Source organism: Curtobacterium sp. BRD11 (assembly GCF_031844345.1).
Taxonomy (GTDB): domain Bacteria; phylum Actinomycetota; class Actinomycetes; order Actinomycetales; family Microbacteriaceae; genus Curtobacterium.
The window spans coordinates 83,889-110,389 of sequence record NZ_JAUZUZ010000006.1; the positions used below are offsets into that span (position 1 = coordinate 83,889).

General features: G+C 72.7%; 21 protein-coding genes. 8 read left to right on the plus strand and 13 right to left on the minus strand.

The genetic code is table 11. The features are described 5' to 3' along the window. Positions 1-68 precede the first annotated feature (68 nt). Positions 69-1,373 carry a DUF4032 domain-containing protein gene (locus tag Q9R28_RS13655; protein ID WP_209685424.1) on the plus strand — a complete coding sequence of 435 codons (1,305 nt, stop codon included), beginning with the start codon at positions 69-71 and terminating at the stop codon, positions 1,371-1,373. Positions 1,374-1,469: 96 nt separating this feature from the next. Here the strand turns inward: Q9R28_RS13655 and rlmB are convergent, their stop codons facing one another. From rlmB to Q9R28_RS13675, 4 genes are read right to left on the minus strand one after another with little or no spacing between them, the layout of a single operon-like run. Continuing rightward, positions 1,470-2,480, minus strand: coding sequence for a 23S rRNA (guanosine(2251)-2'-O)-methyltransferase RlmB (gene rlmB / locus Q9R28_RS13660; protein WP_066656632.1), 1,011 nt, complete (start codon positions 2,478-2,480; stop codon positions 1,470-1,472). 28 nt (positions 2,481-2,508) lie between these two features. Beyond that, a complete protein-coding gene (gene cysS, locus Q9R28_RS13665; protein WP_311206355.1) occupies positions 2,509-3,918 on the minus strand; it encodes a cysteine--tRNA ligase in 1,410 nt (469 codons plus the stop codon). Between the two features lie 53 nt (positions 3,919-3,971). Next, positions 3,972-5,141, minus strand: coding sequence for a 2-C-methyl-D-erythritol 4-phosphate cytidylyltransferase (ispD, locus tag Q9R28_RS13670; RefSeq protein ID WP_311206356.1), 1,170 nt, complete (start codon positions 5,139-5,141; stop codon positions 3,972-3,974). A gap of 51 nt (positions 5,142-5,192) precedes the next feature. Further along, positions 5,193-5,675: a CarD family transcriptional regulator gene (locus Q9R28_RS13675; protein ID WP_017888066.1), complete on the minus strand. Its 483-nt coding sequence runs from the start codon at positions 5,673-5,675 to the stop codon at positions 5,193-5,195. Between the two features lie 91 nt (positions 5,676-5,766). Between Q9R28_RS13675 and Q9R28_RS13680 the strand changes: the two genes are divergently transcribed. After that, complete coding sequence (locus Q9R28_RS13680) at positions 5,767-6,483, plus strand: hypothetical protein (protein ID WP_209685419.1); 717 nt, start codon at positions 5,767-5,769, stop codon at positions 6,481-6,483. A gap of 97 nt (positions 6,484-6,580) precedes the next feature. Here Q9R28_RS13680 and Q9R28_RS13685 read toward each other — a convergent pair whose 3' ends face one another. Then, positions 6,581-7,261: a response regulator transcription factor gene (locus Q9R28_RS13685; protein ID WP_271826098.1), complete on the minus strand. Its 681-nt coding sequence runs from the start codon at positions 7,259-7,261 to the stop codon at positions 6,581-6,583. Further along, entirely contained in the window at positions 7,258-8,424 is a 1,167-nt protein-coding gene (locus Q9R28_RS13690; protein WP_066656668.1) for a cell wall metabolism sensor histidine kinase WalK, read from the minus strand. The genes Q9R28_RS13685 and Q9R28_RS13690 overlap by 4 nt, the downstream gene beginning before the upstream one ends. 158 nt (positions 8,425-8,582) lie before the next feature. On the opposite strand from Q9R28_RS13690, the gene phoU reads away from it, so the two are divergent. Together phoU and Q9R28_RS13700 are read left to right on the plus strand one after the other, a co-directional pair. Next, positions 8,583-9,254, plus strand: a complete 672-nt coding sequence (gene phoU / locus Q9R28_RS13695; protein ID WP_066656682.1) for a phosphate signaling complex protein PhoU — start codon at positions 8,583-8,585, stop codon at positions 9,252-9,254. A gap of 22 nt (positions 9,255-9,276) precedes the next feature. Continuing rightward, positions 9,277-9,825, plus strand: coding sequence for an AAA family ATPase (locus tag Q9R28_RS13700; RefSeq protein ID WP_311206357.1), 549 nt, complete (start codon positions 9,277-9,279; stop codon positions 9,823-9,825). Between the two features lie 61 nt (positions 9,826-9,886). Here the strand turns inward: Q9R28_RS13700 and Q9R28_RS13705 are convergent, their stop codons facing one another. Continuing rightward, entirely contained in the window at positions 9,887-10,633 is a 747-nt protein-coding gene (locus Q9R28_RS13705) for a phosphoglyceromutase (RefSeq protein WP_311206358.1), read from the minus strand. Positions 10,634-10,678: 45 nt separating this feature from the next. Here Q9R28_RS13705 and Q9R28_RS13710 point away from each other — a divergent pair, with 45 nt between their 5' ends. Beyond that, on the plus strand, positions 10,679-11,452 hold the full coding sequence (locus Q9R28_RS13710; RefSeq protein WP_311206359.1) for a class I SAM-dependent methyltransferase: 774 nt from the start codon (positions 10,679-10,681) through the stop codon (positions 11,450-11,452). Positions 11,453-11,556: 104 nt separating this feature from the next. On the opposite strand, the gene Q9R28_RS13715 is transcribed toward Q9R28_RS13710, so the two are convergent. The 3 genes from Q9R28_RS13715 to Q9R28_RS13725 form a co-directional block, all read right to left on the minus strand. Then, a complete protein-coding gene (locus tag Q9R28_RS13715) occupies positions 11,557-12,624 on the minus strand; it encodes a folate-binding protein (protein ID WP_311206360.1) in 1,068 nt (355 codons plus the stop codon). Beyond that, positions 12,624-13,226 carry an FABP family protein gene (locus tag Q9R28_RS13720; RefSeq protein ID WP_066656691.1) on the minus strand — a complete coding sequence of 201 codons (603 nt, stop codon included), beginning with the start codon at positions 13,224-13,226 and terminating at the stop codon, positions 12,624-12,626. Before Q9R28_RS13720 ends, Q9R28_RS13715 begins: the two co-directional genes overlap by 1 nt. Before the next feature lie 195 nt (positions 13,227-13,421). Beyond that, complete coding sequence (locus tag Q9R28_RS13725; RefSeq protein WP_126891649.1) at positions 13,422-13,703, minus strand: hypothetical protein; 282 nt, start codon at positions 13,701-13,703, stop codon at positions 13,422-13,424. A gap of 118 nt (positions 13,704-13,821) precedes the next feature. On the opposite strand from Q9R28_RS13725, the gene Q9R28_RS13730 reads away from it, so the two are divergent. From Q9R28_RS13730 to Q9R28_RS13740, 3 genes are read left to right on the plus strand one after another with little or no spacing between them, the layout of a single operon-like run. Then, entirely contained in the window at positions 13,822-14,505 is a 684-nt protein-coding gene (locus tag Q9R28_RS13730; RefSeq protein WP_066656694.1) for a response regulator transcription factor, read from the plus strand. Then, positions 14,505-15,347 carry a mycothiol synthase gene (gene mshD, locus Q9R28_RS13735; protein WP_066656702.1) on the plus strand — a complete coding sequence of 281 codons (843 nt, stop codon included), beginning with the start codon at positions 14,505-14,507 and terminating at the stop codon, positions 15,345-15,347. Before Q9R28_RS13730 ends, mshD begins: the two co-directional genes overlap by 1 nt. Positions 15,348-15,395: 48 nt before the next feature. Next, entirely contained in the window at positions 15,396-17,432 is a 2,037-nt protein-coding gene (locus Q9R28_RS13740) for a serine/threonine-protein kinase (protein ID WP_311206361.1), read from the plus strand. A gap of 200 nt (positions 17,433-17,632) precedes the next feature. Here Q9R28_RS13740 and Q9R28_RS13745 read toward each other — a convergent pair whose 3' ends face one another. The 3 genes from Q9R28_RS13745 to Q9R28_RS13755 are packed head-to-tail and all read right to left on the minus strand — an operon-like array spanning position 17,633 to position 26,185. Then, positions 17,633-21,943, minus strand: coding sequence for an FtsK/SpoIIIE domain-containing protein (locus Q9R28_RS13745; protein WP_311206362.1), 4,311 nt, complete (start codon positions 21,941-21,943; stop codon positions 17,633-17,635). Between the two features lie 55 nt (positions 21,944-21,998). Next, on the minus strand, positions 21,999-23,441 hold the full coding sequence (locus tag Q9R28_RS13750) for a hypothetical protein (RefSeq protein WP_311206363.1): 1,443 nt from the start codon (positions 23,439-23,441) through the stop codon (positions 21,999-22,001). Beyond that, on the minus strand, positions 23,438-26,185 hold the full coding sequence (locus Q9R28_RS13755; protein WP_311206364.1) for a hypothetical protein: 2,748 nt from the start codon (positions 26,183-26,185) through the stop codon (positions 23,438-23,440). Before Q9R28_RS13755 ends, Q9R28_RS13750 begins: the two co-directional genes overlap by 4 nt. Positions 26,186-26,501: the final 316 nt, after the last annotated feature.

The following is a 26,501-nucleotide window of genomic DNA, read 5'->3' on the forward strand; positions in this document are numbered from 1 at the left end:
GGACGCCGTGCGCGTGGTGCCGACGCCACGAGCCCGACGTCCGGTACCGCGCCCTCCAGGAGCCAACCGTGCCCGACTCCCTCGCCATCACCGCCGCCACCGTCGACCCCGGCCTGCTCGACCTGCCGTGGGACCTGCCGCTCGAGGACTGGCCCGACGACGTCATCGTCGCCCTGCCGAAGGGCATCTCGCGGCACCTCGTGCGCTTCGTGCACCTGAGCGGGTACGTCGCGGCCGTCAAGGAGACCGGGGAGGAGGTCGCGCGGGCCGAGTACGAGATGCTCCGCACGCTGCAGCGCATGGACGTGCCGTGCGTCGACCCGGTCGCGGTGATCACGAACCGAGCCGACGCCGACGGCGAGCCCCTGCACCCGGTGCTCGTGACCCGACACCTGCGCTTCTCGCTGCCGTACCGCGCGCTGTACTCGCAGACCCTGCGACCGGAGACCGCCACACGCCTGGTCGACGCCCTCGCGCTGCTGCTCGTGCGCCTGCACGTCATCGGCTTCTACTGGGGCGACGTCTCGCTGTCGAACACCCTGTTCCGCCGCGACGCGGGCGCCTTCGCCGCGTACCTCGTGGACGCCGAGACCGGGAAGCTCTACCCGGGCGGCCTCTCCAACGGCCAGCGCGAGAACGACCTCGAGGTGGCCCGGGTCAACATCGCCGGTGAGCTCCTCGACCTCGAGGCTGGCGGGCGCCTCGACGAGAACGCCGACCCCGTGGACGTGTCGAACCGGATCGTCGCGCAGTACCGGACGCTCTGGAAGGAGCTGACCGGCACCGAGCAGTTCGACGTCAAGGAGCGCTGGCGCATCAACGACCGGGTCGAGCGCCTCAACGCCCTCGGGTTCGACATCGAGGAGCTCTCCATCCACACCACCGAGGGCGGCTCGCAGGTGCGGATCCAGCCGAAGGTCGTCGACGCCGGACACCACCAGAGGCGTCTGCTCCGGCTGACCGGGCTCGACGCCGGCGAGAACCAGGCGCGGCGGCTGCTCAACGACCTCGACGCCTACCGGGCGCGGAACGGGCGGGACCAGCTCGACGAGGAGATGGTGGCGCACGAGTGGGTGTCCCGGGTGTTCGAGCCGGTGATCCGCTCGATCCCGCGTGACCTGCGCGGTCGTCTGGAGCCCGCCGAGGTCTTCCACGAGCTGCTCGAGCACCGCTGGTTCATGTCCCAGGAGGAAGAGCGTTCGGTCTCCCTGCCCGAGGCCACGACCGCGTACATCAACGACGTGCTGCGACACCGCCGCGACGAGCGGCTGCTCATCAACCCGCCGACGTCGTCCATGACGCTGCCGATCCCCGTCGTCGAGGACGACACGGCAGACGAGGACGACGTCGAGGACTGGCGCGCGACGGTGTAGCCGGACGGACTGGAGGCCCGGTGCCGGTCTCGTGGACCGGCACCGGGCCTCCAGGTGGTCGGGTGGCTGCGTGCTGCGCCACCGCGCAGCGCGCGCCTACTCAGCGCGACGGCGCCGAGCGACCTCCCACAGGGTGACGCTCGCGGCGATGCCCGCGTTGAGCGACTCGGTGGCGCTGGAGATCGGGATCGAGACGATCGCATCGCAGGTCTCGGTGACCAGGCGGGACAGCCCCTTGCCCTCCGACCCGACGACGATCACGATCGGCCGGTCGGCGAGCTCGAGAGCGTCGAGCTCGACGTCCCCGTCGCCGTCGAGACCGAGCACGAAGAGCCCCATCGACTTCAGCGACTTGAGCGTCTGCGTCAGGTTCGGTGCCATCGCGACGGGCGTGCGCGCAGCGGCACCGGCACTCGTCTTCCACGCCGACGCGGTGACGCCGACCGAGCGGCGCTGCGGCACGATGACGCCGTGGCCACCGAAGGCCGCGGTCGAGCGGATGATCGCGCCGAGGTTCCGCGGGTCGGTGATGCCGTCGAGGGCGACCATGAGCGGGACCTGGTCGCGGGAGAACGCGCGCTCGGCGAGGTCCTCGGCGACGGCGTACTCGTACGCCGGGACCTTCAGCGCGACACCCTGGTGCACGCTGTCGTGGCCCGTGATGCGGTCGAGCTCCGGCCGCATGATCTCCATGATCGGGACGCCGCGGTGGTTGGCGAGCGCCAGGATCTCCTTGACGCGGTCGTCGACCTCGATGCGGGCGGCGATGTACAGCGTCGTCGACGGGGTCTTCGTGCGCAGGGCCTCGAGCACGGAGTTGCGCCCGGTCACGAGCTCGGAGTCGTCGCTCTTGCGCTGCGGCGGCCGACCGGTGCGCTGCTGCGGCGAGCTCGACGCACCGTGACGGCCGCGGGCAGCGTCGAGCCGGTCCTTCGCCGCCTTGCGCTTGCCGGCGGGGTGGTACGGCCGGTCCTCGGCCTTCGGCGTGGGCTTGCGCCCCTCGAGCGCCTGCGCGCCCTGGCCGCCGGAGCCGACCTGCTTGTTGCCCTTGCGGCCGGAGCGGACGGCGCCGGGCCGGCCCTTCTTGCTCCCCGAGACGTTCTTCATTGCTCTCTCCTGTCCGGCACGGCCGTTGTCAGGCGATGCTCCAGCGTGTTCCTGCTGCGGTGTCCTCGATGGTGATCCCCGCGGCTGCGAGGTCGTCCCGCACCCGGTCCGCCGTGGCGAAGTCGCGTGCCGCACGGGCGTCGGCGCGCTCCTGCACGAGGCGGTCGACGAGCGCGGCGAGCGGTGCGGCCGAGACGTCCTGCGCACCACCGGACCAGTGGGCCGCTCGCGGGTCGATGCCGAGGACCTCGACCATGGCGGCCACCTGATGGTACGCGACCCCGAGCGCTTCCGCATCGTCGGCGTCGAGCGCGGCGTTCCCGGCACGGACCGTCTCGTGCAGCACGGCCAGCGCCTGCGGCACCGCGAGGTCGTCGTCCATCGCGGCCGCGAACGCGTCGGGCACGGCCGGGGCGTCGCGGAGCGGGACCCCCTCGAGCCGGGGTTCCGCTCGGGCCAGGAACCCCTCGATCCGGTCGTAGGCGGCCTCGGCCTCGGCCAGCGAGCCGTCGTGGTGGTCGATCGAGGACCGGTAGTGCGCCGCGCCGAGGAAGTACCGGACCACGGCCGGACGGGCGGACGCGAGGAAGTCGGCGGCGAAGATCGAGTTCCCGAGGGACTTCGACATCTTCTGCCCCTCGACCGTCACCAGGCCGTTGTGCAGCCAGTACGACGCGAACGGGTCGCCGGCCGCGGTCGACTGCGCGAGCTCGTTCTCGTGGTGCGGGAAGCGCAGGTCGAGGCCGCCGCCGTGGATGTCGAACGCCGGGCCGAGGTAGCGCCGCGACATCGCCGAGCACTCGATGTGCCAGCCCGGGCGGCCCGGCCCCCACGGGGAGTCCCAGGTCGCCGTCGTCGGCTCGCCCGGCTTGGCGCCCTTCCACAGCGCGAAGTCCCGCGGGTCGCGCTTGCCGCGGGGGTCGGCGTCGGTGGCCTCGACCATGTCCTCGCGTCGCTGGCGCGTCAGGGCGCCGTAGGACTCCCAGCTGCCGGTGTCGAAGTACACGTCGCCCGTGCCGTCGGCGGCGGCGTACGCGTGCCCGCGCTCGATCAGCCGCTCGATGATCTCGTGCATCTGCGGCACACTCGCGGTCGCCCGCGGCTCGTACGTCGGGGCGAGGATCCCGAGGGCGTCGTACGCGGCGGTGAACTCCCGCTCGACGCGGTACGCCCGGGCGAACCAATGCTCGTCGGTGCCCGCGGCCAGGTCGAGCACCTTGTCGTCGATGTCGGTGACGTTCCGCACGAGGGTCACCCGGTACCCGCGGTACGTCAGCCACCGGCGCCACACGTCGTAGACCAGTGCCGAGCGCAGGTGCCCGATGTGCGGCGACGACTGCACCGTCGGCCCGCACACGTACATGCTCACCTGTCCGTCGACCAGCGGGACGAGGTCGACGACGGCTGCGGCGCGGGAGTCGTACAGGCGAACGGTCACGCCCCAAGCCTAGGACGTCGGACGCGCCGGGTGACGGAGGGGGTCGGGAGCGGTCAGCGCGGCCGGACGACGGCGGTCGCGATCGCCGCGAGCCCCTCACCGCGCCCGGTCAGGCCGAGGCCGTCCGTCGTCGTGCCGGAGACCGCGACGGGAGCACCGACGACCGCGGCCAGGGCGGCCTGCATCTCGTCGCGTCGGGCACCGATGCGGGGACGGTTCCCGATCACCTGGACCGTGACCGAGGTCGGCGCGAGACCGGCCGAGCGCAGGAGCTCGACGGCCCCGCGGACGAAGACGTCACCGGTGGCCCCGGCGTAGCGCGGGTCGGAGGTGCCGAAGCGCCCGCCGATGTCACCGAGGCCGCCCGCCGACAGCAGTGCGTCGCAGACCGCGTGGGCGACCGCGTCGCCGTCGCTGTGCCCGGAGAGCCCCGGTTCGCCGGGGAAGTCGAGCAGCCCGACCCGGCACGGCGACGCGGCGTCGAAGGCGTGCACGTCGACCCCGAGGCCCACGCGGACGTCGGGCGCCGCGGCTGCCGCACCGGTGCGGGAGGCCACGAGCGCCTCGGCCCGCGCGAGGTCCCACCGCGTGGTGATCTTGAACGCGTCGGCGTCTCCCGGCACCGTGCGGACCGTTCCCCCGGCCGCCCGGAACACACCCGCGTCGTCGGTCTCGGAGCGCTCGGCGCCCGCGTAGGCGGCCCGGAGTGCGGCGAGCGGGAAGACCTGCGGCGTCTGCACCCCGACGAGCGCCGACCGGTCGACGGTCTCGACCACGACGTCCGCGTCGACACGCTTGACCGTGTCCGTGACGGGCAGGGCCGGGACGACGCCGTCACCGGTCGCGCGTGCACGGTCGAACACGGCGTCGAACTGCGCCGCCGGCGTCAGGCAGCGGGCGGCGTCGTGGACACCGACCCACTCGATGCCGTGCGGCAGGGCGTCGAGGCCCGCCTGGACCGAGGCGTGGCGGTCAGCACCGCCCGCGACGACCACGGTGAGGTCGACCGCGTGTCCGGCGGTCGCCGCGACCAGGGCGCGGCACTCGTCGAGCCGGGCTGCGGGTGCCACGACCACGAGGACGGTCGGCTCGGCCAGGGTGAGCACGGTGCGCAGGGCACGGGTGAGCATCGGCTCCCCCGAGACCGGGACGAACGCCTTCGCGTCCCCGATGCCCAACCGCGTGCCGGACCCAGCCGCGACGACGACGACCGCCCTGCTCACCCGGTCGGGGAGCAGGACGGTCGTCGTCGTGGTGTCCAGCGGCGGTCCGCGCTACGAGGCGAGGACCTCGTCGAGGACGGTCGATGCCTTGTCCTCGTCGGTCTTCTCGGCCAGGGCGAGCTCGGAGATCAGGATCTGCCGGGCCTTGGCCAGCATCCGCTTCTCACCCGCGGAGAGCCCGCGGTCCTGGTCGCGGCGCCAGAGGTCGCGCACGACCTCGGAGACCTTGATGACGTCACCGGACGCCAGCTTCTCCAGGTTCGCCTTGTACCGGCGCGACCAGTTCGTGGGCTCTTCCGTGAAGGGCGCCCGCAGGACCTCGAAGACCTTGTCGAGGCCTTCCTTGCCGATGACGTCACGGACGCCGACCAGGTCGACGTTGTCCGCCGGCACCTCGATCGTCAGGTCACCCTGCGTGACACGCAGCTTCAGGTAGACCTTTTCCTCGCCCTTGATGACGCGCGTCTTGACTTCAGAGATGGTTGCCGCCCCGTGGTGGGGGTAGACGACGGTCTCGCCGACCTCGAATTGCATGTATCAGGCTCCGTTCCCAGGACCCCCAGTTTACCACAAGCACCTTTCGGGTAAGGGGCCTGGGCGGCCCGCACCCCCGACGATCGGTAGGATGGACGCGGACCGCCTGGTCCACATCGTGATCTTCCGGAGGAATCTCTTGCGAGCTCGGGTACTCGTGTCCGTCGCCGTTGCGGCATCCATCGCGCTCGGCGCCACCGGCTGCGAGTTCATGTCGCCCGCGCACACCAAGGAGATCAAGCAGATCACCGACGGCGTGAACGTCAGCACCGGCTCGATCGACATCCGGAACGCGCTGCTCATCTCCGACGGCGGCGAGGACGCGCGCTTCGTCGGGAGCTTCATCAACACGGGGTCGAAGGACGTCACCATGAGCGTCGAGGTCGGCGGCGTGACCCAGACGGTCGAGATCCCGGCGAACTCGCACGTCGATCCCGCCGTCCCGGCCGGCCCCTCGAGCGAGGCCGAGTCCAGCGTCCAGTCCGGAGCCGAGACGCAGGGCACGCGCTCCGCCGGCCAGCCGGAGCTCGTCTTCTCGGGCGCCGACGCCGTCCCCGGCTCGCTCGTCAAGACGTACTTCTCGTACTCGGGCGCCGAGGGTGTCTCGGCCAACGTCCCGGTGCTCACCAGCGCCCTCGAGGAGTACCAGACCCTCGCCCCGACGACGTCCCCGTCGGCCACCCCGTCGAGCACGGAGACCTCGCCGTCGGAGAGCGGCTCCGAGCCCACCGGCGACGCCACGGCTCCGGGCACCCAGTCGGGCGACTCGCAGACCGACTCGTCCGAGGGCGACAGCGGCACGAACTGACCGCCGCGCGCCGGACGGGCGCGACGACCTGACGCAACGCACCGGAGGCCCGGTGCCGGTTCTCGGAACCGGCACCGGGCCTCCCGTGCGTCGCCGGTCAGCCCTCGATCCGGTACCCCAGACCGCGTACCGTCACCAGGACCTCCGGGGCGCTCGGCACACGCTCGATCTTCGACCGGATGCGCTTGATGTGCACGTCGAGCGTCTTCGTGTCCCCGAAGTAGTCCGACCCCCACACGCGGTCGATGAGCTGCCCGCGGGTGAGCACGCGTCCGGCGTTCCGGAGCAGGAGTTCGAGCAGCTCGAACTCCTTGAGGGGCATCGGCGTCTCCGCCCCGTCGACCGACACGGTGTGCCGCTCGACGTCCATCCGGATCCCGCCGACCTGCAGGATGCCGCTGTCGCCCGGGTCGTCCTCGGTGCGCCGACGCAGCACCGCCCGGAGCCGGGCCAGGAGCTCACGGGTCGAGTACGGCTTCGTCACGTAGTCGTCGGCGCCGAGCTCGAGCCCGACGACGATGTCCACCTCGGAGTCCTTCGCGGTGAGCATGATGATCGGCACGTTCGAGCGCGTCCGGACCTGCCGGCAGACCTCGGTGCCGCTCAGCCCGGGCAGCATGAGGTCGAGCAGGATCAGGTCGGGGTTCTCGGTGTCGAACTTCGACAGCGCGGTCACGCCGTCCGCGGCGACGGCGGTCTCGTACCCCTCGCGCTGCAGGAGGAACTCCAGGGGCTCGCTCAGGGCCGGCTCGTCGTCGACGATGAGGATCTTGGTCACGATGACTGCTCTTCCAGTTGCTCTTCGAGTGCGGTGGTGAGTTCGGGATCCGCCTCGGGCAGGCGGATCGTGAAGGTCGAGCCCTTGCCGGGCTGCGACCAGACGCGGACGTCGCCGCCGTGGTTGCCGACGACGTGCTTGACGATGGCGAGCCCGAGACCGGTGCCGCCGGTCGCCCGCGACCGTGCGGGGTCGACGCGGTAGAAGCGCTCGAACACGCGGTCGAGGTCGGCCTCCGGGATGCCGACGCCCTGGTCGGTCACCGCGATCTCGACGAACCCCTTGGTGGAGCGGACGCCGACGCCCACACGGGTGTGGTCCGGGGAGTACTTGACCGCGTTGGCGATGAGGTTCGACACCGCGACCTGCAGCAGCCCCGGGTCGCCCATGACCCGCAGCTTCGACCGCTTGGCCCGGACGATCTCGATCTCCCGGGCGCGGGCGACGACCTCGTTCGCGTCGACCGCCGCCTGCACGATCTTGTCGACCGACGTCTCCTCGCTGTTCTCGAGGGTGTCGACCGACTGCAGCCGCGACAGCTCGATGATGTCCTTCGTCAGGGCCCCGAGCCGCTCGGACTCGGTGATGAGCTGCCCGGCGAACCGCTTCACGTGGTCCGGGTCGTCGGCGGCGACGACGAGGGTCTCGGCGAGCAGGCCGATCGCCCCGATGGGGGTCTTCAGCTCGTGCGAGATGTTCGCCACGAAGTCGCGTCGGACCTCGTCGATGCGGCGGCTCTCGGTCAGGTCGTCGGCCGTGACGAGCACGTAGCGGTTGCCGAGCTGCGCCGCCCGGAAGCTCAGGTAGCCGACCAGTTCCCCGCTGCGCCCGCGGGGCAGCTCGAGGTCCTCCGACCCCATCTCCCCGCTCCTGCGCACCTGGTCCACCAGGGCGACGAGCTCGGCGTGCACGAGCTTCCGCCGCACGACGAGCCCGACGGTCAGTGCCTGCGGCGACGCGGCGACGACCGTGTTCGAGGGGTCGACGACCACGGCCGGGTTGTGCATCGTGGCGATGACCGCGGCGACGCCGTCGGGCAGCGTCCGTTCCGCGACGTCGGCTGCCCGGGCCGTGCGCTCCGCCGTGATGACCAGCACCACGACCCCTGCGCCGAAGACCCCGCCGAGGAGCATCGACAGTGGCACGAGCCACGCGTTGTCCATGCCGCCAGTGTAGGGATCGTCACGCGGGGTTCCGACGCCGTTCACCCCGCTTCCGCGCAGTCGAGGCCCCGGATCGTGAGGTGTTCAGCCGCAGGTCACCGTTCGTTCACCTGGGCTGACGACACTCGTCCGGTACGCATCAGAGAGGCACATCCCCCATGCGCGAAGTCTTCCAGCAGGAGCTCCAGGACGTCCAGGAGCGTCTGACCGAGATCGCCGGACTCGTCGAGTCCGCCATCACCCGTGCGACGCAGGCGTTCAGCGAGTCCGACGTCGCCCTCGCCGAGGAGGTGATCGCCGACGACGCCATGATCGACCACGCGGCGAACAGCCTCGACGAGATCGCGATCGACATCCTCGCGCGGCAGGCGCCGGTCGCCCGTGACCTCCGCGTCGTCGTGACCGCGCTGCGTGTCAGCTCGTCGCTCGAGCGCATGGGCGACATGGCCGAGCACATCGCGCAGCTCGCCCGCCAGCGCTTCCCCGAGAAGGTCGTGCCGAAGGGCCTGCGCGGCACCTTCAAGCAGATGGGCGCGCACGACGTGCAGATGGCCCAGAAGCTCACGCGCCTGCTCGCGACCGAGGACATCGCCCTGGCCGCGGAGATCCGCGACGAGGACGACGCCGTCGACGAGCTGCACGCGAGCGTGTTCGACTTCGTGCTCGGCGAGACCTGGAAGGGGAACCCGATCGACACGGTCGACGCGACCCTGGCCTCGCGCTACCACGAGCGCTTCGCGGACCACGCGGTGTCCATCGCCAAGAAGGTCGAGTACCTGGCGACCGGCGACTGGACCGGCGCCGCGTCGGTGACGGCCTCCCCCGCCTGACGGGTTCTGCCAGGATCGTGGCATGGCTCAGGTCGCGATCGTCGTCAACGGGATGCCCGGTTCGGGCAAGAGCACGGTGGGCGCCGCCCTGGCCGAGGTGCTCGGCTGTCCCTTCCTGTCGAAGGACCGCATCAAGGAACCCCTGGCCGACGTGGTCGGTCCGATGATCGGCTCGCGCGAGCTCGGCGGCATCGCGATGGGCACGATGTGGTCGATGGCGCAGGCCGTCGAGAACGGGGTCGTCCTCGACGCCGTCTGGCTGCCGTCCCGTGACCGCGACCGCCTGGAGGCCGGACTCGCCTCCGCCGGCGCACCGCGCGCCGTCGAGGTGTTCTGCCAGGTCGACCGGGTCACCGCCGCGGACCGGCTGCGCGACCGGTACGAGCCCGGCACACTGCCCGTCCGGCACGAGGTGCACGGGGACCTGGCGGAGATCCTGGCCTTCTGGGACGAGCACGGCGACGCGGCCGCACCGATCGGGCTGCCGGGCGTCCCCGTCGTGCGGGTCGACACCGGTCGCCCCTACGACGTCGGGGCGCTCGTGCAGGAGATCGCCGACCACTTCGTCTGAGGCCCGCCCGAGGTGCACGAACGCCCCGCCGGTGTCCGGCGGGGCGTTCGTCGTGCTGGTGCTACTTCTTGGCGCCCTGCGCGGCGACCGCGGCTGCACCGGCAGCGGCGGCCTCCGGGTCGAGGTAGTACGAGGGCTTCGTCGGACGGAAGTCGTCGTCGAGCTCGTACACGAGGGGGATGCCCGTCGGGATGTTGAGGCCCGCGATGTCGTCGTCGGAGATGCCGTCGAGGTGCTTCACGAGGGCGCGGAGCGAGTTGCCGTGCGCGGTGACCAGGACGGTCTTCCCCTCGCCCAGGTCCTTCGTGATGTCGGACTCCCAGTACGGCAACAGCCGGTCGATGACGAGCTTCAGCGACTCGGTGCGGGGCAGCTGGTCGCCGAGGTCGGCGTAGCGGCGGTCCCCGGCCTGCGACCACTCGGCGTCGTCCGCGATGGGGGGCGGCGGCACGTCGAACGAGCGACGCCACTCCATGAACTGCTGCTCGCCGTACTGCTCGAGCGTCTGGGCCTTGTCCTTGCCCTGCAGGTCTCCGTAGTGGCGCTCGTTGAGGCGCCAGTCGCGCTTCACCGGCAGCCAGGCCAGGTCGGCCTCGAGCAGGGCGATGTCGGCGGTCTGGATCGCGCGCGTGAGGAGCGAGGTGTACAGGACCTCCGGCACGATGCCCGACCCGGCGATCAACTCGCCGGCGCGCTTCGCCTCCTTCTCGCCGAGCTCGGAGAGCCGGACGTCGACCCAACCGGTGAACAGGTTCTTCTGGTTCCAGTCACTGTTGCCGTGACGCAGCAGGACGAGCGTGGAGGTCATGCGTCCGAGTCTACCGAGCGGGTGCGCCTCGGTACCCTGGGGTCCATGCCCATCGGGAACGTCACGCGCGGGACCACCGGGTACAACCGGCTCCGTCGTGTCGACCGCTGGATCGCCGCACTCCCCGCGCTCCGACGGACGGACGACCCGCTCGTGGCCGACGTCGGGTACGGCGCCCGACCGACGACGACCCTGGAGCTCCGCGACCGGCTGGCCCGGGTCCGACCCGACGTCGAGGTCACCGGCATCGAGATCGAGCCGTCGCGCGTGGCGCTGGCGAACGCGGGCACCCGTGACGGGGTGACGTTCCGGCTCGGCGGCTTCGAGACGCCGACGCCCGGTGGCCGCCGTCCCGCCGTGATCCGGGCGTTCAACGTCCTGCGGCAGTACGACGAGTCCGCCGTCGTCGACTCGTGGCGGATCATGCAGGACCGCCTGCAGCCCGGCGGGACACTCGTCGAGGGCACCTGCAACGAGGTCGGCCGCGTGGCGTCCTGGGTCACGCTCGACGAGCACGAGCCGCACACGTTCACGGTGTCCCTGCGCGTCGCCGACCTCGAGCTGCCGAGCATCGTGGCGGAGCGACTGCCGAAGGCCCTGATCCACCGCAACGTCCCCGGGGAGCGGGTGCACGCGTTCCTGCTCGACCTCGATCGTGCGTGGGCGGTCGCCGCTCCGCTCGGCACGTACGGCCCCCGCCAGCGGTGGATCGCGACGGTGCACGGCATGCGCGACCGGGGCTGGCCGGTGCTGCACGGGGTGACGCGCTGGCGTCTCGGCGAGCTCAGCGTCCCGTGGTCGGCCGTCGCTCCCGCCTGAGCGGCCGCCGCGCCACGAGACTCGCCCAGGCGGACACGTCCACGGTCGTGCGGGCGCGAACACGTCCGCGGGGCCGAGTCTCGCCGGACCGCAACCCGCGACGACTACGAGCGGCGCACGGCTCCGAGCCGGGGCAGGCGCGGGACGTTCGCCGTCGCGCCGGCCTCCGGCGGGACGATCGTCTCCTGCGCGGCCGTGACCACGACGTCGTCGACGGTCAGGGTCAGCGTCACGGCGGGGTCGAGCGAGCGCTTCACGACCGCGAGCCCGACCGGCCCGAGCTCGTGGTGGAGCGCCGACGCGGTGAGCCGCCCGACGTCCTTGCCGTCGAGCTCGACCGCGGTGCCCGGCGCGGGCAGCACGCCGTCCGAGCCGTCCAGGTGCAGCATCACCACGCGGCGCGGCGGGTGCCCGAGGTTGTGCACCTTGGCGACGGTCTCCTGCCCGCGGTAGCAGCCCTTTGACAGGTGCACGGCGGAGCGGAGCCAGTCGAGCTCGTGCGGGATCGTCCGCTCGTCGACGTCCGCGAGCGAGGGCCGCCACGCGGCGATGCGCAGGGCCTCGAACGCGAGCAGCCCCGCGACCGGCGTGTCCGACGCTGCCAGCGCAGCCACGGCGTCCGGGGTGACCACGTCGATGCGGAGGGTCCAGTCGGAGGCGGGATGGGCCTCCGGGGCGGCGTAGCCCCATCCGCCGGGCGTGACCGACGACCACGGGTCGACCCACTCGACGACCACGCCGTCGGGCGCTGCCGAACCCGCGAAGCGGCCGAGCGTGACGAGGTCGGCCGACCGGTCGGTGACCTCGACGCGGAGCATGAAGCGCATCGAGTCGAGCCAGGCCGCGAGCGGTGCGGCGTCCGCGGGCTCGGTGAGGAGCCAGGTGATCTCGCCGTCGTCGACCACCCGTGCGGCGTGCTCGACGCGGCCGGACTGGTCGAGGACGAGCGTCTCGGTGCTGACGCCGGGCTCGAGCCCGGTGAGCAGCTGCGAGGTGATCGAGTTGAGCCAGGACAGGCGGTCCGGACCACTGACCGTGACGACCCCGAGGCCGAGCTCGACGACCGCGCCACCGGAGGCGAGCGCCCGCTGCTCACCGACGGGGTTGCCGAAGTGGGCGGCGGGACCGGCCTCGGTCGCGACGAAACCGTCGCGCCCGCTGAAGGCGGACATCAGTCGACCTTCGCGAGCTGCCCCGAGGCGTGCGAGGTGAGCTGCTGCCCGAGCGCAGCGATGTCCCACGCCCAGAAGAGCTTGCCCTCGACCAACCCGTACAGGCGGGTCGCGGCCGAGTAGTCCTTCGCGTTCGGCGAGCGCATCACGGCGTCGGTGGCCAGGTCGATCCGGCCCTTCCTGACGCGGCCGACGTAGAGCTCGTTGACCCCGGTCGGGTGGATGATCGCGGCCTCGACGTCGAAGCCGTCGGTCGTGTTCCGGAGCGCCTCGACGCTCTCCACCGTGCTGAACGGCGCGGGACCGTCGCCCATGAGCATCGCGGGACCGCGGTCACCGGGCTCGTTCGGCCGGTCGATGCGCCAGTAGCCCATCTCGGCGGCGAGGGGCGTGTGGTCGTCGTCGAGCAGCCACGTCGTCGAGGAGTAGTTGAGGTACGGCAGGCCGTCGTGGCTGAAGCTCACGCGCTGGCCGAACTCGTACTTGCGGGGCTCGTCCTCGTCGCCCACCGGGTACTCGACGACGCCCGTGCCCTCCCAGACACCGACGAGCCAGGACAGCGGGACGAGTTCGGGCGCCAGGCCCTCGGGCAGTTCGATCAACGCTGACCCTTGAACAGCTTCACGACGACGACGACCGAGATGAACGCGATCGCGAGCGACGCCAGGCCGAGGAGGCCCACGTAGAACAGCTCGAGCGCAAGCAGCGAATCCATGCCGCGAGTCTACGCGGGACGCCTGACGGCGCCAGGGGGCGTGCCGCGCGGTCGCAGGTCGCGCGGTCGCGGGTCGCGCGGCTCAGCGCGCCAGCAGCACCACGGCCGTGACGAGCACGACGACGAAGGCGCCGGAGGACGCGATGCTGATCCGCTCGACCAGCCCGTCCTTGGTCGCGGTGATGAGCTGCAGCACGAAGCTCACGAGCACGCAGAGCACGAAGACGAGCAGGAGCCAGGCGAACGAGTCCTTCTGCGTCAGGGCCAGCACGAGCACCGCACCGACCACGGCGAGGACCCAGACCGGCAGCACGGAGGTGAGCCGCAGGCGGCGCTGGTCGAGGGGTGGGACGGGCTCGGTCACGCGCTCCATCATGACAGGGCCTCGCCGACCGGGACGCCCGACCGACCGGCCGGTCGGCGGGCCCCTTCCGACACATCACTAGGATGGCTCCACGACGTCCCCTCGTTCTGGAGGTCCTGTGGCCCAGCTCCTGGTACTCACCTCAGCCGCGCCCGGCGACGTCCTGCCGAGTCTCGGTCTGCTGAGCCACCGGATCCGCCACGTCCCGGCCGAGGCCGCCCAGCTGGTCAACGCCCCGCAGAGCGACCTGATGTTCGTGGACGCCCGCCTCGACCTCGTGAGCGCCAAGGCCCTGTGCAAGATCCTCGCGACGAGCGGCTCGACGACACCGGTCATCCTCGTCGTGACCGAGGGCGGGCTGACCGCGGTGAACAGCGAGTGGAACGTCGACGACGTCGTGCTCGAGAGCGCCGGGCCCGCCGAGGTCGACGCGCGCATCCGCCTCACCACGGGACGCGCCGCCAAGAACCCGTCGGGCTCGAAGATCCAGGCCTCCGGGGTCGTCATCGACGAGGCGAGCTACTCGGCGAAGGTGCGGGGCCGGCCGCTGGACCTCACCTTCAAGGAGTTCGAGCTCCTGCGCTTCTTCGCCTCCCACCCCTCGCGCGTCTTCACCCGTGAGCAGCTCCTGAGCGAGGTCTGGGGCTACGACTACTTCGGCGGCACCCGCACGGTCGACGTGCACGTGCGACGGCTCCGTGCCAAGCTCGGCGACCTCGAGTCGCTCATCGGCACGGTCCGCAACGTCGGCTACCGCTTCAACGTGCACGACGACGAGGCCGACCGGCTGGCGGCGCAGTAGTGCTCGCCGTCGTCGAGATGCTCGCGGCCGCCGCGACCGCCGCGGGCGAGGCCCCGCCGTTCTCCGACCAGACCCTGGTCGACGTGCGCGCCGGCCGTGCCGCGGTGGTCGGGGACGAACGCGGGGTCGCCGTGGTCCGGGACGGCGAGCTGGAACTCGTCGTCGCCCCGGAGGCCCGTGGCCAGGGCGTCGGGTCGGCCCTCGTCGCGCAGGTGCTCACCCCGGGCGCCGGGGGCGCGACGCCGGCCTCGGACGTTCCGCGCCTCGCGTGGGCGCACGGGGACCACCCGGCCGCCCGCGCCCTCGCCGACCGGTACGGCTGGACTCCGGTACGGACCCTGCTGCAGCTCCGGGCGACGGTGTCGGACGAACCCACCGGGGCCGATGTCCCCGACGGGTACCGCATCGACGCCTTCCGCCCGGGCGACCCCGAGGACGAGGACGCCTGGCTGACCCTCAACGCCGCGGCCTTCGCGCACCACCCCGAGCAGGGCCGGATGACGCTCGAGGACCTGCGCGCCCGCGAGGCCGAGTCGTGGTTCTCCGGCGACGACCTGCTGCTCCTGCGCGACGACTCCGGCGCGCTCGCGGGATCGTGCTGGCTCAAGGTCGAGGACGGCGTCGGCGAGTTCTACGCGGTCGCGGTCCGGCCGGACCTGCAGGGGCGTCGGCTCGGCGGGGTCCTGATGCGCGCGGGCTCGGCCCGGCTGGCCGGTCGTGGACTGACCGCGTCTGCGCTCTACGTCGAGGGCGACAACGAGCCCGCGCTGGCGCTCTACCGCCGGTCCGGCTTCACGCAGCACGCGATCGACGTGCAGTACGCCGCAGGGTCCGGCCGGTAACATGACGCGAGGTCGACGAGGGGTCGACCGGGGGCAGTCGGGGGCAACGTGACGGAGCAGGGTCGGGCGCAGTACGGCCGCGGCGAACCGCTCGGTGCGTCGTACCGACTGGTCGACCTGCTCGGCACCGGCGCGACCGGCGAGGTCTGGCGCGCCGAGCACACCGCGACCGGGGAGCACGTCGCCGCCAAGCTGCTGCGCGCCGAGCTCGCCGCCGACCCGACCGTCGTCGAGCGGTTCGTCCGCGAACGCACCGTGCTGCTCGGCCTGCAGCATGCGTCGATCGTCCGGGTGCGCGACCTCGTCGTCGAGGGCGACCGACTCGCGATCGTCATGGACCTGGTCGGTGGGGGCTCCGCCCGCGACCTGCTCGCCGACGCCGGGACGCTGCCGCCCCGGGACGCCCTGACGATCACCGCCGAGACGCTCGACGCCCTCGCCGCCGCGCACGGGCAGGACGTCACCCACCGCGACGTCAAGCCCGACAACGTGCTGCTCGCGTCCCCGTGGGTACCCGGCACCACGGGCGACGTCCGGGTGTCGGACTTCGGGATCGCGTCCGTCATGGCCGACCGGCAGCGCACCACGACCGGGCTGCTCGGCACGCCGCAGTACATGGCCCCCGAGTCGATCAGCCAGGGGCGCTCAGGCCCCGCGGCCGACGTGTACGGCGCCGGGGTGATGCTCTACGAGCTGCTCGCCGGACGCACCCCCTTCGCCGGACCGGGCACCGACTTCGCCGTCGCCTACCGCCACGTCACCTCGGACCCGCCGCAGCTCGACGTCCCCGCGTCGCTGTGGACGGCGGTGTCGACGATGCTCGCCAAGGACCCGGCCGCACGACCCGCGGCCGCCGACGCCGCGGCCACCCTGCGCCGCCTTGCCCGACAGCTGGCCGACGCCCCGGCGCTGGCCCCGACTGCCGAGCCGGAGTCCTTCGCCGAGGTCGAGCGGCCCGCCACCGTGGTGCGCGGACTCCGTCCCGGCGGCGGTACCGCGTCCGACGGTCCCCCCGCGGACGGCTCCGGCCCGTCACCTGCTGCGGAGGACGCCGGACCGGTGCCCGAACTCGGGCAGGCGGGCTCGCAGACGGTCTTCCGGCCGCTCGCACGCCCTCCGGTCGCCGCCGCTCGCGAACCCGAGGCCCCGGCGCGCGGCCGGTGGCAGCGCCCGGACTGGCTCACGAACCGCATGCTCGGGCTCGGTGCCCTCGGCGTGGTGCTCGTCGCCGCACTCGTCGTCGGCGGGGTCGTCTGGCTCCCCGGCGCCCTGGGCGGCAAGGACACCCCGAGTGCGGCCCGCACGGCGCAGGCCGCGAGCGCCTACCAGCAGGACCGTCCGCTGCCGACCGGACTCTCGACGACCCGCAAGGCGACCGTCGACCCGCAGGCCGGCACGGTGGACCTGTCGATCACGTACGCCGCCCAGTCCGCGACGCTCCGCGGCCCGCTGCTCGAGGTGGTGCCCGGGGTCGGAGCGCGGTCCGAGTGTCCCGCGGTGACGTGGACCGGCGACGAGGTGAGCGGTGCCCGGAACCAACCGTCGCTGACCGGCGTCGACGTCCGCTGCGGCTGGACGCTCTCCGACGTGGTGGTCCCGGCGGGCGAGGACCTGAGCGTGCAGGCGACCGTGCGGCTGTCCGACGTGCCCGACCAGGCCGGGCTCCAGGAGTGGCTCGACGCGGCGGGCAGCGCGACCACGACGGCCGTCACCGACCAGGCCGTGACCGGGACCTCGTACCCCGTGCAGCGACTGCAGGGCGTCGAGGTCCGCACGCCCGACCGCACGGTCAGCCAGACCACGCTGCCCGTGACGCTCGTACCGGTGTGGCCGAGCGGTGCCGACGAACTGAACCCCCTCTACCGCAGCCCCTCGACCGGGAAGCCGTCGGAGATGCTCACCGACGTCGCCGGCGGGGAGGCCGGGGTGCGCTTCGCCGACGGGTGCTCGGGTGCGCTGGCCGTGTCCTCGGACGGCCTCGTCGTGACCGCACTGTCCGTCGCGCCGTCCTGCACCGTCCGCGCGACGGTGGGCAACTTCACGGACCTCGAGAGCTCGCCCTTCGGCATCACCACCCGCGACTGACCGGCGTCCGCCGTCGCGGGACGTGACGTGGGTCACGCCGGGAGGCGCGCGGCGGGCGTGCACCGCGACTCCCGGTCGCGGATCCGCCGGACGGGAGGTGTGTGGCGGCGGTGTGCCGTGCCTCCCGGTCGCGGACCCGCCGGACGGGAGGCACGTGGCGGCGGTGCGGTGTGCCTCCCGTCCGGTGGTGGTCGCGCCGGTCAGGCGCCGGCGGCGGCCGTCTGGACGAGCCGGACCGCACCGCCCGATGCGGCGTAGCCGCGGCCGACGGTCAGCGCGACGGGGGCCCGTCTCGGCAGCGTGACACCGAGCAGTTCGCCGTCGTAGTCGACGTCGGGCTGCAGCAGCACGCCGCAGCGGGACTTCCGGACCGATCGCGTCCAGTGGCTGTAGAGCGATCGGAGGTCGGCGGACCGGCCGGCCGCGACCACGCACAGGCCCGGCCGTTCGGAGGACAGCAGCGAGGCGATCGACTGGTCGGCGTCGTCGAAGCGTTCGGCGTCGTCGACGAGCAGCAGGACCGGGCCCCGCTCCAGGCGGAGGCCGGCCAGCAGGGCGGGGACCTCGTCCGCACCGACCGCGAGGCGGTCGAACACACCGTCGGCGAGCGGGGACCGGCGGTCGCAGACCGCCCACACGGCGGGGCGGACGCCCTCGGCGGACCGTGCCAGGTCGGCGAGGGCGAGGAGCACCGTCGACTTGCCGGAGCGCGCCGGGCCGGCGACGAGCACGTGCTCGCCGTCGTAGACCTCGAGCGCCGCGGTGCCGAGGTCGTCCTCCGCGATGCCGACCGGCAGGCGCCACGGCTCCGTGTCGAAGCGGGCCGGGGTCCGGAGGTCCTGCACCCGGACCGCATCGGGCAGACGTCCGACGGCGCTCGTCTTCGCCGCGGCGTCCGGCCACGCCGCGGCGACCTCGGCGACGGCTCCGGCGAGGGGCACCGACGGCGTCGCGACGTGGCTCTGCAGCTTCGTCGTCGAGTCGATGTACCGACCCGGCACGGGCGGTGGGACGTCCTTCGGACGGACCCCGATGGACGCGTAGTCGTACGGGTCGGCCAGGCGGAACATCCACTTCTGGGTCGTGACCTCGTCCATGGCGGACGGGACGGCCTTCGCCCGCGTCGTGGAGACGGCGAAGGAGATCCCCAGCGCCGGCCCCTCGGCGTAGACGCGGTACAGGGCGTCGAGGAGCTGCTGGCCCTCGAAGTCCTGGTACTCGTCGCGGAGTGCGGCGAGGCCATCGATGAGGACGACGGCTCGACGTCCGCCGGGGCTCGCACGACGGCGTTCGAGGTCGGCGCGCAGGTGTCGGAGGAAGCGGGCCTGCAGCTCGCCCGCCCCGGCGCCGGACCCGACGTAGGCCGTCGTGTGCGGCAGCTGCGCGAGCGGTGCCAGGTCCCCCGGTCCCATGTCCAGGACGAGGAGGTCGAGGTCGTCGGGGCTCGTCGTCCGCGCGAGACGCAGGGCCAGGGCGGACAGGGCGGTGCTCGTGCCGCTGCCCGGGATGCCCATCAGGACGAGGTTGCCCTCGTCGAGGTCCCAGCCGCCGGCGACCTGGCGCTGGTGGTCGGGGTCGTCGGCGAGCGCGACGGGCACGAAGCGGCGGGCACCGTCGGACGGTTCCGGGACGTCTGCCAGGTCGACCCGGGCTCCCAGCGCCTCGGGCCAGATGGGGCGGGGTGCCGCGTACCCGGCGGCGTCGTTCGCGGCGCGGATCGCCTCGATGAGGACGTCGAGGTCGGTGTCGTCCGACGCACTCGGCCCGGGTGCGGGCGCCGGTGCCGGGACGCCGAACACGTCGGTCGGGCGGACGGAGACCGGCTGCTCGACCCGTTCGTCGCGCGCGCGGCCGGTGACCAGGGCGGTCTGCACCGGGGTGATGTCGTCCTGCCCGAGCTTCACGTAGGCGCGGCCGGTCTGCTGGCGGCCGATGCCCGCCGCGGCGGGCACGCCGATGACGTTCGTCGAGTCCTCGCGGCTCTGCACGCGGAGCGCCACCCGGAGGTTCGTGTTCGCGAGGATGTCCTCGCTCACGACGCCGGCCGGCCGCTGGGTGGCCAGCACCATGTGCACGCCGAGCGTCCGGCCGACCGCAGCGATCGCGACGAGCGAGGTCAGGACGTCCGGGAACTCCTTCGCGAGCATGGCGAACTCGTCGACGACGAAGAGCAGGCGCGGCATCGGCTCGGTCGGCCGTGTCGCCAGGTAGGCGTCGAGGTTGTCGATGTCGGCGCCGGCCGTCGCGAAGACCCGCTGACGACGCTCGAGCTCGGCCTCGAGCGCGCGGATGGCTCGGTCTGCCAGCTGCTCGTCGAGGTTGCTGATCGTGCCGATGGTGTGCGGCAGCCGCTCGCAGGCGGCGAAGGCGGCGCCGCCCTTGAAGTCGACGAGGAGGAAGTTGAGCCGGGTGGGGTCGTTCCGGGCCGCGAGGCCGGCGACGAACGAGCGGAGGAACTCGCTCTTGCCGGAACCCGTGGTCCCACCGACCAGGCCGTGGGGGCCGTCGCGCACCAGGTCGATCTCGAGGACGCCGGACTCCGAGGAACCGACCGGGGTCGAGGTACCGGTGCTGGTCTGCCAGAGGGTCCGGATGCCCTCGGCGGTGGTCGTGTCGACGGCGGCGGTCCCGTGGCCCGCGCCAGGGGCCGCGGCGCGAGCGGTGCCGCCAGGGGCCGCGGCACTCCGCGCGAGGAGTTCGGGCAGGCGGACGAGCGACGGCAGCGATGCACCGGGCACCGTGAGTTCGGGGTCGTCGAAGTGGGCGACGGCGCGGGCGGCGCGCTCCGCCGTGTCCGGGGTGAGGCCGGCGAGCACGACGTCCTCGACCCGCGTGCGGTCCTCGGGGCGGTAGACCGTCGCGGCCGCGTCCGCACCGACCGTGACGATGGACGTGCAGGCGGCGGGCAGCTGCTGCTCGTTCGTCGCGATGACGATGCCGCTCACCCGCTGGCGCCGCTCCCCCGGGCGGAGCGACACACCGGGGACCGCGCGGCCCTGGCCGAGCAGGCTGCGTGCCGGGGCGTCGCGGCCCTCGGTGAGGACGTCGGAGTCCACGACGACGAGCAGGTTCGGCGTGGGCAGCTCGTCGAGCGACTCCTGCAGCCCACGCAGGACGGCGGCGCTCTGGTCGCGCTGCGCCGACATCCACCGGGCGCCGGTGCTGCTGCCCGCGACGCGCGTGTGCGGCAGCCAGGAGGCCCAGGACCAGTCGTCCTCGCGGCCCGCGTCGCAGAACACCCCGACCGTCAGGTCCGCGGGTCCGCAGTGCACGGTCGCCTGCGCCAGCAGGCTGCGGGCCAGGGCGAGCGCACCGTCGCGGTCACCGACGATGCCGACGACGCCGGCGTCCGACAGGTCGGCGACGACCGGCGCCGCCGTGAGCCGGCTGTCCGCGATCGCGGCCTTCGCCTCGTCCTCGAGCTTCGACGACGCCGCCCGCTGGTCGACCTCGGGACGCCACGGCGCGTCACCGGTGCCGGCGTGCAGGCTGAGGAAGTCGTCGTCGTCCGACCGACGCTGCCACAGGTCGGTGGTGGGGACGAGCGCTCGACGCACGACGGTCGCCGGGTCGGGCACGAGGTCCTGCCGGCGGGCCGCCTCGACGGCCGCGGCCGCGGCGATCTCGCCGCGGAAGGTCTCGACCGCCTCGGTGAAGCGCGTCTCCTCCTCCTTCAGGTTCTTCGCCCGGCGGTGCTTCTGCTCGAACCACATGCCGATCGCGGTCACGGGGCTGAGCAGCGCGAACAGTGCGAAGCGGGCGTCCCCGAGCAGGAGCACCATCGCCCCGGCGAGCACGAGCGGAGCCGCCACCGTGATCCAGCTGAACTTCGACGCCGGGGCGACGTCCCTGCGCGTCGGCGGGGACACCGGCTCGGTGTCGGTGAGCCGTCCCGGCCGGGGCGGTCGGTTGAACGGCGCCGTGGCGGCCGGCGTGAGGTTGGGCAACGTGCCCGCTGCCGGCACGGTCGTCTCCGGCAGCTCCGGACGGAGCAGCAGGACCGCGCCGCCCACGATGACGCTCGTGGTCCCGGTCAGCAGGACGCCCTCGTCGTCGATGCGCTCCCCCGCGATGACCGTGCCGTTCGTCGACCCGGAGTCGCGCACCCGGACACCGTCGTCCTCGCGCTCCACGGTGCAGTGCTCCCAGGACGCGCTCTCGGTGGGGAGCACGACGTCCGCCTGCGGAGCGCGTCCGACGACGAGCCGACGGCTGCGCGGCACCGGGACGACGACGCCCGCCCCGAGGCCGCCCGCCAGGGTCACGCTCCACCCGTCGACGGCGCGCGGTGGCTCCTCGGTGGTGCGGGCGACCCGGGACCCTTCGAGGAGCACCAGGTCGCGCAACGGGGTGTCGGAGCTCGTCCGGTGACCGTCGACCGCCAGGGGTGTGCCGGGGTCGAGCGGGGTGCCGAGCGACGCCGCGACGAGGTCCCCCAGCGTGGAGGACTCCGCCCACCCGTCGGCCTCGATCGTCTCGCGGCGGTCGTCGAGCTCGATCAGCAGGCGCATGGGCGGTCCTCCCTGGGCGTGGTGCGGCGGTGCGGGTGGTGCAGGTGGGACGGGGTCAGTCGGTCGAGTCGGAGAACCAGACGAGCGCGGGCGTGGCCCCGTCGTCCTCGGTCGCAGCGGCGGGGCGGAGCCCGAGGTCCTGCGCGGAGGCGGCGAGCACGCCGGCGGGATCGCCGAGGGCCTGTCGCGAGCCGAAGTCGAGTGCCGGGCCTGCGAGGCCGTCTCCGGCCCCGAGGTCGAGCCGGGCCAACGCGTCCGACACCGCGGCGGCGTCCGTGCTCCGGGCCGTCCCGACGGCCGTCACGAGCGCCACGACGGCGTCGTGGCTGCGGGCGTCGGCCACGGTCGCCACCGAGGCGAACGACCGGTCGCCGGTGAGGTTCTTCGCGTCCGCGTCGTCGGCGAGGACCCGCACGCCGCCGAGGAACGCCGACATGGCGCGGCCCTCGGCGTCCGAGGACAGGGCACGGGCGTCGTCGGTCTCGACCCCGACGGTGCGGAAGGCGCCGCTGAGGCTGCCGCCCGCCTGGGCGAGCGCAGCCGCGAAGGCGGGGCTGGTGGCCTCGGGGGTCAGGACGACCGGAGCGGTGACGTTGGCCTCCTGGAGGGCGGCGACGAGCGCTCCCTGTCGTCCGGCCGGACCGCTGACGACCACGGCGTCGGAGTCGGGTGCCGCCTGCTCGTCCCCGTCCTGCTCGGCTCCGGCCTGCTCGGCTGCAGCCTGGTCGTCGGCCGTCGTGGCGTCGGTGGAGCCCGCCGCCGCGCCGGTGCGCTGCGCGACGGTGGTGGCGAGAGCGCCGAGGTCGGGTGCGCTCGTCGCGTCGACGACGTGGGCGAACCGCACTCCGGACGGCGCTCCGCCGCCCAGGTCGACGAGCAGCGGCGACGCGGCGTCGCCGAGCGCGTCCTGCAGTGCCGTCGCGACGGACTCCGTCGACGGCGCGGTCGACCAGGCGTCGTCCGCGCCGGCCGCGTACGGTGCGACGACCGGGATGCCGGCGTCGGCCGCCGCGGTGAACGCACCACCGACGTGGTCGCCGGAGGTGGCCACGACGATGCCCGAGACACCGTCGGCAGCGAGCGCTTCGACGGCCTTCCGGGCACCGTCAATCGACCCGCCGTCGTTCTTCGTCACGAGTTGCACGTCCGTGCCGCCGAGCTCCAGGCGGCGCTGCGCCACGAGGGCCCCCTGGGCGGCGTCGTCCCACTGCGCACCCTCGCCGTCACCGAGCGTGACCACGACGCCGATCTTCGTACCGTCGGGGACGTGGGCGACACTGATCGGCACCGGTGCCGTCGCGGAGACCGCCTCGGCCGGGGTCGAGGCCGAGACACGCACCGCGAGCAGCGCGGTGACGACGGCGGCGACCACGAGGACGGCCACCGCGACGATGATCGCGGTGCGGCGGCGTTTCCGGGTCCGGGCGGCGTCGGGCGCTGCGGTCTCCGCGGGCTCCTCTGCGGCCGCCTCGGTCGAGTGGTCCTGCACGTGGCTCATCGCTCGGCTCCGATCCGGAAGGCGTAGAGCGTCGTCGACGTCGCGCTGGACGGAACGTCGAGACGGAAGGCGGGGAGCTTCGCCGCCCGGTCGAGCGAGGCGCGGAACTGCTGCTGCTGCAGGAGGATGCCGGCGACGTCCTCGGCACGGACGTTGGCGTAGCCCGAGGCGTTCTGCGACGCGAGGGCGAGCTGGTAGTCGGCGGAGTCGGACTTCGCCGCGCTCGTGGCCATCGCGCCGAGGATGCCGGAGCCGTTCACCTCGCGGTCGCCGAGGTCGAGCATCACGCGGTTGAGGTCGCCGGTGAGCAGCGTGCTGGCGCCCTCGACGTCGCGAACCGAGGCGCTGGTGCTCGCGTCGATGCGCTGGAGGCTCGCCGCGGTCTGCTCGTCCACGGACGAGGCGAGGCTGCTGCTCTGCTCCTGCAGCGAGCCCTTCTGCTCGTCGATCGTGCCCTTCGACTGCTTCGTCACGTCGTCAGCCGTGGACCGGAGCCCGGCGATGGACTTGTCGAACGCGTCGCGGACTTCTGACGCGTTCGACGACGCCGACTTCGACACATCCGTCACACGCTCGTCGAGCAGCGCCCGGACACTCGACTCGACGCGCTTCTGTTGGTCGTCCGCCGTCTTGCGGAGCTCGTCCTTGACCTTGTCCTGCTGTTCCTTGAGCGCGCCGAGGTCGGCGCCGACCTCGTCCGACTGTGCGACTGCGGCTTCAATGTTGGTCTTCAACTGGTCAAGCTGAGCCGCGGCGCCGGCGTCGTCGGATCCAGCCCGTCGAACGGCCTCCACAGCCGAGCGCACTGCGGCGATGCGGTTCCGCAGTTCGACGAAGGCTCGACCGAATGCACTGTCGGGGTTGGATACGTCGGTGGACTGCTCGATCTCGCCCCATGCTGCCGCCTGCTCGGCGAGACGCTGGTCCATGGGCGCGGAGAAGGGGGCCGGTGGCTTCTGCGGCCCCGGGCCGTCCTCAGACTCGTCACAGGGGGTTGCCGTCAAGTACGCCCGAAGATCGTCCGCCTGCTCCTCGGTGAGACCAGAAGTCGGGCCGCCGATGATCGGGAGGTCGAGGTCGAGGTCGGGGTCGGGGCCGTCCTCGTCCTCTCGCTTCGTGACCAGCGCACAGATGGCATCAGCGAGTGCCGCGTTCTGCGCCTGCATCGACCTCGGGGGGAACGAGTCCTCCGTAACTCCGATGACGTCCCGAGCTGCGGCAGCCTTCACGTGCACCGCATCGACGTCGTCGCCGAGGACACCGATGCTCTGCTCGACGGCGCCGATGCTCTCGTCGAGTTCGTCAAGAGAACCGTTCAGCGACCCCGATGCGGAACCAGCCTGGGAAGCGAGGCCCGCGAGCGCTTTCTGCAGCGCTGCGACCTTGGCGACGGCAGCATCTGCCTTGTCTGTCTGGAGCGAATCTGCGAGCGCCTTTCCGGTGTCCGCGAGTCGGACGGCGGTGGCGGTGATGTCCTTCGAGGACAGGAAGAGTACGCACGTGAACGAAGTCGACTCTGCAGGGCACGTCGCGTCCGTCGGTTCAGCCGGACCGATCGATGCTGCCAGGTCGCTCGTCGCCTGCTGCTTGCACGCCTCGCTCGCGTCGGCGTAGCCCTCGAGCTGCGCGGAGACGCGCAGCAGGTTCCCGTAGACGCTCGAGCCCGCTGCACCGGTCCGCGGGACCGCGTTGCATCCCTCACCGTCGAGCACCGGCGTCGGCGCCGTCGCCGACGTGTCCCCGAGCAGGGCATCGAGGCTGCCCGTCGTCTGCTGCAGCTGCTGCAGCACCGTCGACTGCGTCGCCTGCACGGTGGAACCGAGGTCCCCGTTCAGCGAACCGAGCTCACCCGACAGCGACTGCATCGTGCTCGCGAGCGACGCGCTGCTCTCCTGCAGCCGCTCCGCCGTCCGCACACCGAGGGTCTCGGACGTCGACTCGAGGTTCGTGCGGACCTCGGTGATGGTCCCGCCGGCACGGGCGAGGACCTCGTTGACCTGCGCGATGAGGTCGATCGTCCGACGCTGCAGGGCAAGCTCGGAGTCCGTCTCGGACCCGAACGCCCCGTTCATCACGCCGCTGGTCGACAGGTCGGTCGTCAGCCCGGGCTGCGCCGCGACGTCGATGGCGGGCGTCGAGAAGTCACGGACGTCGGCGACGAGGTGCAGCGTGCTGCTCGCTCCCGACGTCGGCGGCGCCAGCAGCCGGCCCCACTGCACGACGGCGTCACCGGAGGCGTTGGTGCTCACGACGCCGTCGGTGGACGCGCCGCCGTCGACGGACTCGGTCACGATGCGGTCCGGTGCGACCCCGTCGAGGACGGTCGACGCGGCGACGCTGAACGGAGCGCCGACCAGCGCCGGCGTGGAACGGGAGGCCCCTGCGACGTCGTACGACAGGTTCTGCGACCGGACCGTGAGGTTCTCGACGGTGACGTCGATCTCGACGCGACCCGAGTACCCGTCGAGGTCGGCGAGGTCGGTCCCGGAGCGCTTGTCGGTCGTGTACTGCGTGGTGATCCGCAGCGGCAGGTCTCCCGCCGCGTCCTGCACGTCGTGGTCGACGGTCTTCGAGGACGAGCGCGTGCCGGCGACCGAGATCGTCGTGTCCGAGATCGCGTTCACGGCGCCGTTCGTCGTGAGCGTCGTGTCCACCGTCTGCAGCACGCGTGACGGATCCGTCACCTGGTCCTGGTCGGCGGTGCACCCGGCGAGCACCAGCGCGAGTGCGCCCGTGACGGCCACCACTCCCGCGATGCGGCTCCCCTGCCGAGTTCCGGTACCCCCGGCGCGCGTCAACATCACGATCGTCCCCCTCAAGAATCGACTGCGCTGTCGATCCTAACCGCTGAAATACCGTGAGGTTCCGTCCTCCACAGGTGGGGACCACCCCCGTTCGAGCCACAGCCCGGCGACATACGAACTTGCAGCTCCTCCTGGAATTGATACTCTGCACATTGCCCTGGGGGGATCGCCGAACGCCGGATGGTGGTCGGGGATGCATGATCGAGTGGTCGACCGTCGTGAACGTGGCGGTCGGCCACTCGGTTCAGGGGCCGCA

What these genes read in the sequence shown, in the direction of transcription:
- Q9R28_RS13700 (WP_311206357.1), top strand. Translation starts at nt 9,277, where the DNA reads ATGGCTCAGGTCGCGATCGTCGTCAACGGGATGCCCGGTTCGGGCAAG.
- Q9R28_RS13750 (WP_311206363.1), bottom strand. Translation starts at nt 23,441, where the DNA reads ATGAGCCACGTGCAGGACCACTCGACCGAGGCGGCCGCAGAGGAGCCC.
- Q9R28_RS13690 (WP_066656668.1), bottom strand. Translation starts at nt 8,424, where the DNA reads ATGGACAACGCGTGGCTCGTGCCACTGTCGATGCTCCTCGGCGGGGTC.
- Q9R28_RS13705 (WP_311206358.1), bottom strand. Translation starts at nt 10,633, where the DNA reads ATGACCTCCACGCTCGTCCTGCTGCGTCACGGCAACAGTGACTGGAAC.
- Q9R28_RS13745 (WP_311206362.1), bottom strand. Translation starts at nt 21,943, where the DNA reads ATGCGCCTGCTGATCGAGCTCGACGACCGCCGCGAGACGATCGAGGCC.
- Q9R28_RS13680 (WP_209685419.1), top strand. Translation starts at nt 5,767, where the DNA reads ATGGACGCGGACCGCCTGGTCCACATCGTGATCTTCCGGAGGAATCTC.
- Q9R28_RS13675 (WP_017888066.1), bottom strand. Translation starts at nt 5,675, where the DNA reads ATGCAATTCGAGGTCGGCGAGACCGTCGTCTACCCCCACCACGGGGCG.
- Q9R28_RS13710 (WP_311206359.1), top strand. Translation starts at nt 10,679, where the DNA reads ATGCCCATCGGGAACGTCACGCGCGGGACCACCGGGTACAACCGGCTC.
- Q9R28_RS13715 (WP_311206360.1), bottom strand. Translation starts at nt 12,624, where the DNA reads ATGTCCGCCTTCAGCGGGCGCGACGGTTTCGTCGCGACCGAGGCCGGT.
- phoU (WP_066656682.1), top strand. Translation starts at nt 8,583, where the DNA reads ATGCGCGAAGTCTTCCAGCAGGAGCTCCAGGACGTCCAGGAGCGTCTG.
- rlmB (WP_066656632.1), bottom strand. Translation starts at nt 2,480, where the DNA reads ATGAAGAACGTCTCGGGGAGCAAGAAGGGCCGGCCCGGCGCCGTCCGC.